Below are 10,399 nucleotides of genomic sequence, written 5' to 3'. Positions count from 1 at the left end.
ATTATTGTAATTATTTTGCAAATGAAATAATTTTATTCATTAAATAATCTGTATTTTTTTGTAATTTTCTAGTTTAATTTCTTGACTCAAACTACTTGATTTGTTAAAATAAAAAGGCTGCAATATATTTTTATATATTATTATAGTTGTTTGTAGGAGAAGCTAATTATAAATTATTATGAATAATTGCGGTCAAACTATTTAATATAAAAAATAAAAAGGGAATTATATTTTTATGAAAAAGTTACGTAAAGTAAAGAAGCACTGGGTTGCTGTTTCAATCGGAATTGTTACATCGGCCTTATTAGTCAATAACGTAGCCGCTAATGAAGTTGGGGGAGACACTTCAGAAATGCTACAACCGACTACAGTTACATCTTCAACGATTGAAAAAACCAATGAAGACGGAAATACCCTAAATTCTGCTGAAAATGGTAATAATCCTAGTTCAGTGATTGAACAGTCTACTACTCCTTCCTCTAATGTATCCGATAGTGCTAGCACTGTAACTGAAACTCCTACGAAGCCAGCAGAGCCAGCAAATAGTAAACAAATAGGACGAAGTGGCTTCCGAAGTGTAAGCGCATCCACATCTGCGGAAAAAAATAAAAGTCAGCCAAAAGAATCTATACCGACTGAACCTGCTGAACCTATCGAACCTGCTCTAAAACCAGAAGTAAAAGCTGATGAGGACGCAATCAAAGCAAAAGCCATTCCTGAAATACCAAAAGAAAACCAATCAAAAAAAATTCAGGATGCCATCACAGAAGATGTAAGAACCGTTGTTTCAAAACCAACTGTTGAAGGCATTGAGTATGATGTTCACTATGATCATAAAAACAAATGGTACTATGTCAATGCTACTGATTTTGGTTTGAATGTAGCTGATAACCAAGATGATACTCTCGCTGTTAATAAAGCACTAAAAGCAGCAAATGAAATTGTAATGGCTGATCCAGATGGTACACAACATACTGGTGTTGCCGTCAAACTTTCTGGAATTGTCAATGTGGCTCGTGATAAAGGCGAAATTGATCACTATAAAATTTTAACATACGGATCAGGTGTCCCTATGCCTATACAAAAAGGACGAATTAATGGTGTTCAGAATCTTTCGCATGTTACGAAAGAAGAATATGAAAATCTCCGTGTAGACTCGGATGGACTTGTTCGTTATGTTAGTTCTAACGGAGAAAACCTTACAGGGATAGCACTGCCTATCTATCGCAAAAGCGAAAGTGGCTCCTTTAATCAAATTAAAATCGGTTCAGAGCACTCAAATGTAACCGGTCTCTTTGGAGACGGTCCAGGAACAACCGTATTAAAAACAAATTTAGTTCAGCTAGGAAATCCTTGGGATAGCAACGAGAATGATACTGACAATCGCGACCATGCAGTTTTGCTAGTTGAAAATCAAAATGGATTCCTTGTGAAAGATTTATCTGTTTCTATCCAAAACTTAAAAGAAGCTTTTGGAGAACAACATGATGGCTTCTACGTCAAAGGAATGCCCTACTATGGAAAAGTCGATGGCGTCCTTATCAATGATTCTGATAATGTAACTGTTGAGAACGTTGAAGCGAGTGGAGCTAACAAAGCTGGTATCCGTTTCGGGTCGTCATATAACAGTGTCTCAAATATCTCTCTACCTGGTTGGGGCCGTCCTCGCTCTGTGAGTAATTTGATTGCTGGAAAAGCTCCTGGTTATACTTTCAGTAGTCTAAACTTAGGTGAAAACAATAAAGTATTAAACAGTAATACTCACAATAACCGAGTGGCTGGAGTTCAATTCTCTTACCAAACCAATATCCTTATTGAAGGAACAACCACTTCTGAAAATGGACACAAATTAAACGGAAGTACAGGCTATGGTTTCGCTTCAGAGGCTGGATCCTACAATAATGGAATAGTTTTCCGAAACAATACGAGTACCTATAACTATCGTAAAGGTTTAGATATTCACGACGGTGACCGAATTTTAATCGAAAACAACATTTCATACGGAGATCGCTTGTTAGGTATCTCTGTATACAACCGAAACTTTAAAATGGAAAATGTTGTCATTCGAAACAACGTTGTCACACAAGATAAAACAAATCGTCTAGTACGAGATGACTTGAAAGTTGACGGAAAATTCACACATGGTCATGATTACCTCCAGTATGAAGCGATTCATTTGCAAACGAATGAAAAATCTCAGGACTTGAGTGCAGACGGAGCCGTCGGTTATTTTGAAATTAGTAATAACCGCATTCAAGATTTGGATTCATCAGGTAGAACCGCTACAAACCAAGACTACAATACAAATGCTATCTTGGTTCGTATGCAAGAGCCTTATCTAAACTATGTACTAAATATAAAAAACAATCAAATCACTGGACACTCAGCAAACGATTTGATTAAGATGATTAACTCTTCTAATGACAATATTAGGGGAACCGCTACATTATCTGATACAAGTAAATTTGCAAACGGATTGGGATATGGTTCTGGTTCCATCAACATTAGTAATAATAAAGTCGAGCTTGAAGAACTTTACGGTGATCCAAATAAAGATTTATCTGCTATTACAATCGCTGAATCGACTAGTAATTTTAATGTCGCAGATAAAACAATTCGAGCTAACCAAGATAAGTTCCGTGGGTCTGTTGTTTTCCAAAACAATGACATTAAAGTCAAAAAAAACTTTCATGAGTACTAGACCTGGCATCATCGGAAAACAAAAGACAATGCCTATCATTTCTATTACAACAAATGCAGAGGGCGTTCTTTTTAAAGACAATAATCTTGACTTTGGGGAAATCACACAATCTTTAGCTAAGAATGCTGCAACGCAAACGCCGTTAATTAGTTTAAATGGAAATAATGGTACTTTGGTGCAACCTGGAATTGGTTTTGGTATTAATACAACTCGAACTCCAAGCAACCTTCCAAATACACTTAGTCGAACTCAACCATTAGCTTTTATTGGAAACGATATTAAAATTTCTAATATTAGTTATGCTAACAATGTTGATTTGCCAATCCGTGTATTAGAAGCCAATCACCTGGTTCGATATACTGAAAACAATACCTTCACTTCCGAATCCGAAATCACAGCTTCTACTACCGATACGAAAACCGATCCACTTGGCAATGCGATCTATAAGCCTGCAACCGAACGCCTTACTCCTAACAAGGAAAAGAATAGCACTCAATTCAATATGGGAGTTAGTCGTTTTTCAACAAGTTCCCCTCGCTTAGTCAATAGTTCAGAAGAGACTATTCCATATGAAACAATCTACGTGAACGATAAAACTATCGCTGCTGGAACCAGCATTGAGAAAACTCCTGGTGTAGCTGGAACGAAAACTGTAAATACCTATGCGACTGGTGTCGATAACTCTGCTTATGAGAAATCAAGTGGAACCGATATCCTAAACTATGGTCTCAGATACTTCTATGCAACAACAAATATTCGAGAAGCTACTGATAATGATCGCATTCCTGGCTTGCTTCGAGCAGACTATACAACCACAGATGGCAATATTATGACTGCCACTAAGGCGTATAGTTACACTGATACTAAAAAACAAACTCAAACAACTGAGATGATTTATCGCTACGAAAACCTTCCAATTGGTTTGAAGAACGATACGCAATATACATTTACTGATGAAAATGTAACTACGGCACCGCAAAGCCGTATTGTCCATGTTGGTACACGAACTTCCAAAGCTATTGGAGCATTTGATCAGTTTGATGTCGATTTCGAAACAGAATATGTAAACGATGATACTATTTTAGTTGGTGATTCTGTCATCAAAACTCCTGGTGTCAAAGGAATCCGTACTGTTTCTTATCGAGAAATCCGTGATAATGATACAAATGATCTAATTTCAAGAGAACAAGTTTCTGATAGTATCACTACTAAACCTATTAAGCAAATCGTACTTGTGGGAACAAAACCACTTACTAGAACTGCTCAAAGAACTGAGAAACAAGATATTGACTTTGATATCGTTAAAGTGCCTTCTGATAAGCTATTTGTTGGGGAAGAAGAGATTCAAACCCCTGGTGTTAAAGGTATCAGAACTATTGTTCACGAAGATACTATTGACAACCGAAACAATACTGTGATCTCGTCTCGCGTCATCTCTGATGAACAAACCGAACCTGTCAAACAGATCGTACTTGTGGGAACAAAACCACTTACTAGAACTGCTCAAAGAACTGAGAAACAAGATATTGACTTTGATATCGTTAAAGTTCCTTCTGATAAGCTATTTGTTGGGGAAGAAGACATTCAGACTCCTGGTGTTAAAGGCACTAGAACTATTGTTCACGAAGATACTATTGACAACCGAAACAATACTGTGATCTCGTCTCGTGTTATCTCTGACGAACAAACCGAACCTGTCAAACAGATCGTACTTGTGGGAACAAAACCACTCACTGTAACTACTCAAAGAACTGAAAAACAAGATATTGACTTTGATATCGTTAAAGTGCCTTCTGATAAGCTATTTGTTGGGGAAGAAGAGATTCAAACCCCTGGTGTTAAAGGTATCAGAACTATTGTTCACGAAGATACTATTGACAACCGAAACAATACTGTGATCTCGTCTCGTGTTATCTCTGACGAACAAACTGAGCCTGTCAAACAGATTGTACTTGTGGGAACAAAACCACTTACTAGAACTGCTCAAAGAACTGAGAAACAGGATATTGACTTTGATATCGTTAAAGTGCCTTCTGACAAGCTATTTGTTGGAGAAGAAGAAATTCAGACTCCTGGTGTTAAAGGTATCAGAACTATTGTTCACGAAGATACTATTGACAACCGAAACAATACTGTGATCTCGTCTCGTGTTATCTCTGACGAACAAACCGAACCTGTCAAACAGATCGTACTTGTGGGAACAAAACCACTCACTGTAACTACTCAAAGAACTAGAAAAACAAGATATTGACTTTGACATCGTTAAAGTGCCTTCTGATAAGCTATTTGTTGGGGAAGAAGAGATTCAAACCCCTGGTGTTAAAGGTACTAGAACTATTGTTCACGAAGATACTATTGACAACCGAAACAATACTGTGATCTCATCTCGTGTTGTCTCTGACGAACAAACTGAGCCTGTCAAACAGATTGTACTTGTGGGAACAAAACCACTTACTAGAACTGTTCAGAGAACTATTGAACTTTCTATTCCATATGGTATTCAATCCATTTATGATGATAAATTGCCTAGTGGAACACAAATAATTGTGGCCCCAGGTAAAGCTGGTCTTCGTACAATCATTATCGAAGAAGTTTTTGATGATAAAGGACAGATTATTTCTAGCAACATTCTCTCTTCTACAGTTACAATTACACCTACTGATGAAATTGTAAGAATAGGAACAGCTGCTACTACTGCAACTACTCCAAATAATACTGACCAATTAAGTCAAGATAGTCAACAAAACCATGCAAATACTGAGCAATCTACTGTTGATAATACCAAAGTATTACCAAATACAGGAACAGAAAACAATCACTCTGCAGCAGTGACTGGTGCTCTAGCTCTATTTGCAGCCTTAGGTCTTACACTATTCAAACGTAAAGAAGAAGATAACGACTAAAGTATATGTCATTTACTCTTCAAGCTAGATAGTATATTTTAAAAAAGGATTGAAGTCTATATTTTGTAGACTTCAATCCTTTTTAGTCAATTCTATGACACCTGCAGTAAGGCAGAAAAAGTCATATTTTATATAGAAGTAATTTGTCTCTTCTCTCTGAGAGCAAAAACTATAATATTCCTTGTTTTAAAACTATCAAAACCTCAGTAACAAAAAAACTAGCCTTAAGGCTAGTTTTCTGTATACTATCTTAGCTCAATGCGTCATCCATTGAAAGAACTTCGTGGAAGACACGTTGTGTCAATTCAGTTTTTTGTTCTGGAGTGAGGTACTTAGTGTTTACACAGTATCCAGAGATACGTACGATAACATCTTCACCTGACATGATCTTTTCGTAAACATCGTTCAAGTCCATAACATTCAAGTTAACGTGTTGTCCACCGTTTTCGAAGTAACCATCAAGGATTGTTACCAAGTTATCAACTTGCTCGTCACGAGTCTTACCAAGAGCACGTGGAGAAACTTGAGTTGTCAATGAGATACCATCAGCTGCGTAACCAAAGTCAAGGCTAGCAAGTGAGTTCAAGTTTTGCAACCATCCTCCTTTAGCTTTGTTAGATGGGTTCGCACCTGGTGAGAAGAATTCAAGTTTAGACAAGTTCACAGAACCATCTTCGTTGAGGTATACACCTTTGTGGACTGGTGAGTTACCAGTTTGTTTAGAGTAAGCAACGTTAGATGTGATTGTCAAAAGAGATACTGTAGCTTCTGCGTCTTTGTAAAGTTTGTGGCTACGTAGACGAGTTGTGTAAGCTTCGATCAACCATTCTGCCAATTCGTTTGAACGTGGGTCATCTTCACCCCAACGTGGATATTCACCGATTGTTTCATAATCGTAGATGTAACCATTTTCATCACGGATTGGTTTAACAGTAGCGTACTTGATAGCTGACAATGTATCAACAGTGTTAGCAAATCCACAGATACCGAATCCCATGTTAGCACGTTGTTTAGTTGGCAAGAAGGCCATTTGAACAGCTTCGTAGTTGTACTTGTCAGTCATGTAGTGGATGATGTTCAAAGCATCTACGTAAGTGTCAGTCAACCAGTCAAGAGATTTTTCAAAGTTCGCTTTAACTGATTCGAATTCAAGAACTTCGTCACGAATAGGATCGATGTCAAATACTTTGTAGTCTTTGTGAACATCGTCGTAACCACCGTTCAAACCAGTAAGAAGGGCTTTAAGAACGTTTACACGAGCACCGAAGTACTGGATGTTGTGACGTTGATCTTCGTTTTCTGGGTCAAGTGGTGACACACAGCATGAGATACAGCTCATTTCTCCGTATCCGTCTTTAGCCATTGTTGTTACACCTTCGTATTGGATAGAAGAGTGTTTGTGGCTCATATGCATACAGTAGCGACGGAAGTTGTATGGCAATTTATCAGTCCAAAGAACTGTCAAGTTTGGCTCTGGAGAGTTACCGATATTGTCAAGAGTGTTCAAGAAACGGTAGTCCATCTTAGTAACACGGTGACGACCATCGTTACCCATACCAGCCATAGAAGTTGTGATGAAGGTTGGGTCACCTGAGTACAATTGGTCATAAGCTTTAGTACGAGCAAATTTAACTGTACGAAGTTTCATAACGAAATCATCAACGAACTCTTGGATTTCTGATTCAGTAAATGTACCACGAGCAAGATCACGTTCTGCAAAGATATCAAGTACGATTGGTACACGACCTAGAGATGTAGCAGCACCGTTAATCACACGGCAGACAGCCATGAAAGCAATGTTAACCCATTGGATAGCTTCTTTGACGTTCATCGCTGGTTTGCGAACATCAACTCCGTAAAGGTCACCCAAGCGAACAACTTGTTGCAATGCTTGGTATTGAAGGTTTACTTCTTCACGAAGACGGATTGTTTCTTCATCGATTTCTTTGATTGCATTCCAGTCGTTGACTTTTTCTTGCATCAAGTAGTCTGCCCCGTAAAGAGCAAGACGCGCGTAAACACCGATGATACGTCCACGTGAGTAGGCATCTGGAAGACCAGTTACAGTGTGAGCGTGACGAGCGCGACGGATATTTGAAGTATAGGCACGGAAGATACCGTCGTTAACTGTTGTTACATATTTAGTGAAGATTTCGTGAACAGCTGGATCTGGTTCGTATCCATTTTCTTTCAAAGTAGTTTCAGCCATACGGATACCACCTTTTGGCATGAAGTTTAATTTGAAGAGTTCATCATTTTGGATACCAAAGATCACCTCGTTTTCTTTGTCGATAAATCCAGCAGGAATATCAGCAATAGATGTTGGACGAGTGTCCATTGGGAAACGAGTTTCTTCGTAGTGTGCTTTTGTTTCTTCTACGATTTTTTTGATGTGAAGTGAACGTTCTGTTGGTCCAGCAAGGAAACTTTCATCTCCATCGTAAGGTGTGTAGTTAGCTTGAACAAAGCGAGAAATACTTGCTTTTTCTTTCCAATCTACGCCTTTGAAGCCTTCCCAAGCTTTATCAAAAATGTCTTGTGCTTCAACAACTGTCTTAACAACCATGTTAATATCCTCTTTTTTCTAGTAACAGTTATCTGTTACATTATTGAGACAAGTATACCATACAGTAACCGATTTCAACAAGAGAAAAACAGCATTTTAGGCGCTTTCTTTTATAATACAGTCCCTTTTTCGTTCTTATCTGTATTATATTTTTGAAAGTCAGGTTAGACTTTTTCCACTTTTTCAGAAAAAAGGGTATAATAAATAGAAAACGACACTAGAAAGGGATTGAAATGCTCATATTTCCATTGATAAATGATTTGTCCAGAAAAATCATCCATATCGACATGGATGCCTTTTTTGCTGCGGTGGAAATAAGAGATAATCCCAAGTTAAAGGGCAAACCTGTCATTATCGGAAGCGACCCCAGACAAACAGGTGGTCGAGGTGTCGTTTCTACCTGTAGCTATGAGGCGCGAGCTTTTGGTATTCATTCAGCCATGAGCTCTAAAGAAGCTTATGAGCGCTGTCCCCAAGCTGTCTTTATCTCAGGAAATTATGAAAAGTATAAGACTGTAGGACTTGAGATTCGAGCTATTTTTAAACGTTATACTGATTTGATCGAACCTATGAGTATTGACGAGGCATACTTGGATGTAACGGAAAATAAACTCGGTATCAAGTCAGCTGTCAAAATAGCCCGCCTCATCCAACAAGATATCTGGCAGGAGCTACATCTGACTGCTTCTGCAGGCGTCTCTTATAACAAATTCTTAGCTAAAATGGCTAGTGACTATCAAAAACCACATGGTTTAACAGTCATCCTCCCAGATCAGGCTGAGGATTTTCTCAAACAAATGGACATTGCTAAATTTCACGGTGTGGGCAAAAAAACAGTTGAACGCCTTCATGAAATGGGCATTTATACTGGCGCAGACTTATTGGATGTCTCAGAAGTCACTTTAATCGATCGCTTTGGCAGACTCGGCTTTGACCTTTATCGAAAGGCTCGTGGTATTCACAATTCTCCAGTCAAGTCCGATCGCATTCGTAAGTCCATTGGAAAGGAGAAAACCTATGGGAAGATTCTGCAAGTTGAAGAAGACATCAAAAAAGAGCTGACTCTCCTCTCTGAAAAAGTAGCTCTCAATCTCAGCACACAGGACAAGTCTGGAAAAATCATTATCCTAAAAATACGATATGCTGACTTCTCCACTCTGACTAGACGAAAAAGCCTCCCACAAGCAACACAGGACGCTAGTCAGATTTCTCAAACTGCCCTTCAACTCTACGAAGAACTAGCTGAAAAAGAAAAAGGTATCCGTTTACTAGGAATTACGGTGACAGGATTTTAAAAAGCTTGAAGGAAAATTCCCTCAAGCTTTTTTTCTTATACAAACAAACGCACAAAACTATAGAGCAGCAAGACACTACCGAGTACGATACGGTATTTACCAAAGAGTGTAAAGTCGTGTTTCTTCACATAGCTGGTCAAGAAACGAATGGCAACCATGCTGACCGCAAAGGCAACACCCATGGCAACCAAGAGCAAGAACAGTTGTCCAAAACTCAAGAGTTGACCTGCTTTAATAAATTTGAAAATCTTTAAAGCGCTGGCTCCGAACATAACAGGAATTCCGAGATAGAAGGTAAACTCTGTTACGACTGAGCGGCTTGTTCCATTCAACAAACCACCAACAATCGTCGCACCTGAACGGCTCGTTCCTGGAAAGAGAGCGAGGACTTGGAAGAGCCCAATGTAAAGGGCTGTTTTATAAGGCAACTTGTCTAACTCTGTTACCGTTGGTTCAATGGCTTGCGCCTTATTTCGTTTTTCAAGGTAGATAAAAGCAACACCATAGATAATCAACATGATCGCAACTGAAACCATGTTATGGAAGTTGGCATCAAACCAATCATCTAGTTTAAAAACCAATAGCAAAGGCAAGGTCGCAACGAAGACTTTTGACCACAATTGCCAAGTCCTACGAACTTCGACCTTAGTTTTACCAGGTTTGAAAGGGTTAAGCTTATTAAAGTAAATGACCATAACTGCCAAAATGGCACCAAGCTGAATGACAACATTAAACATAGACATGAAGGCTTCATTTTGGTCCTTGTATTGTACAAATTCTTCAACCAAGATTAAGTGACCAGTACTTGAAATGGGCAACCATTCTGTAATTCCTTCAACAATCCCAAAAAAGATCGACTTCAAAATTTCAATAAAATACATACATTACTCCTTTTTCTGTCTTCTATTATAGCATAATTTCGGATGTTGCGATA

Annotated in this window: 6 protein-coding genes; 4 read left to right on the top strand and 2 right to left on the bottom strand. The window is 38.5% G+C overall.

Annotated features, from left to right (window positions below; all coding sequences use genetic code 11):
* Positions 1-235: 235 nt before the first annotated feature.
* Genes SORDD27_RS07500 through SORDD27_RS07490 form a run of 3 tightly spaced genes read left to right on the top strand, consistent with a single transcriptional unit; the run spans position 236 to position 5,604 of the window.
* Entirely contained in the window at positions 236-2,701 is a 2,466-nt protein-coding gene (locus SORDD27_RS07500; protein WP_061428355.1) for a right-handed parallel beta-helix repeat-containing protein, read from the top strand.
* On the top strand, positions 2,691-4,952 hold the full coding sequence (locus SORDD27_RS07495; protein ID WP_061428353.1) for a G5 domain-containing protein: 2,262 nt from the start codon (positions 2,691-2,693) through the stop codon (positions 4,950-4,952). The genes SORDD27_RS07500 and SORDD27_RS07495 overlap by 11 nt, the downstream gene beginning before the upstream one ends.
* 16 nt (positions 4,953-4,968) lie before the next feature.
* Positions 4,969-5,604, top strand: coding sequence for a G5 domain-containing protein (locus SORDD27_RS07490; protein ID WP_061428351.1), 636 nt, complete (start codon positions 4,969-4,971; stop codon positions 5,602-5,604).
* Positions 5,605-5,854: 250 nt separating this feature from the next.
* Here SORDD27_RS07490 and pflB read toward each other — a convergent pair whose 3' ends face one another.
* Complete coding sequence (gene pflB / locus SORDD27_RS07485; RefSeq protein ID WP_000260622.1) at positions 5,855-8,170, bottom strand: formate C-acetyltransferase; 2,316 nt, start codon at positions 8,168-8,170, stop codon at positions 5,855-5,857.
* Between the two features lie 233 nt (positions 8,171-8,403).
* Between pflB and dinB the strand changes: the two genes are divergently transcribed.
* Positions 8,404-9,465 carry a DNA polymerase IV gene (gene dinB, locus SORDD27_RS07480; protein WP_061428349.1) on the top strand — a complete coding sequence of 354 codons (1,062 nt, stop codon included), beginning with the start codon at positions 8,404-8,406 and terminating at the stop codon, positions 9,463-9,465.
* 35 nt (positions 9,466-9,500) lie between these two features.
* On the opposite strand, the gene SORDD27_RS07475 is transcribed toward dinB, so the two are convergent.
* Complete coding sequence (locus SORDD27_RS07475; RefSeq protein WP_000273567.1) at positions 9,501-10,346, bottom strand: undecaprenyl-diphosphate phosphatase; 846 nt, start codon at positions 10,344-10,346, stop codon at positions 9,501-9,503.
* Between the last annotated feature and the right edge of the window lie 53 nt (positions 10,347-10,399).

Source organism: Streptococcus oralis, from assembly GCF_001579025.1.
Classification (GTDB): Bacteria; Bacillota; Bacilli; order Lactobacillales; family Streptococcaceae; genus Streptococcus; species Streptococcus oralis_X.
The sequence above is the reverse complement of the archived record's forward strand: the minus strand, read 5'-3'. Positions and strand labels throughout refer to the sequence as shown.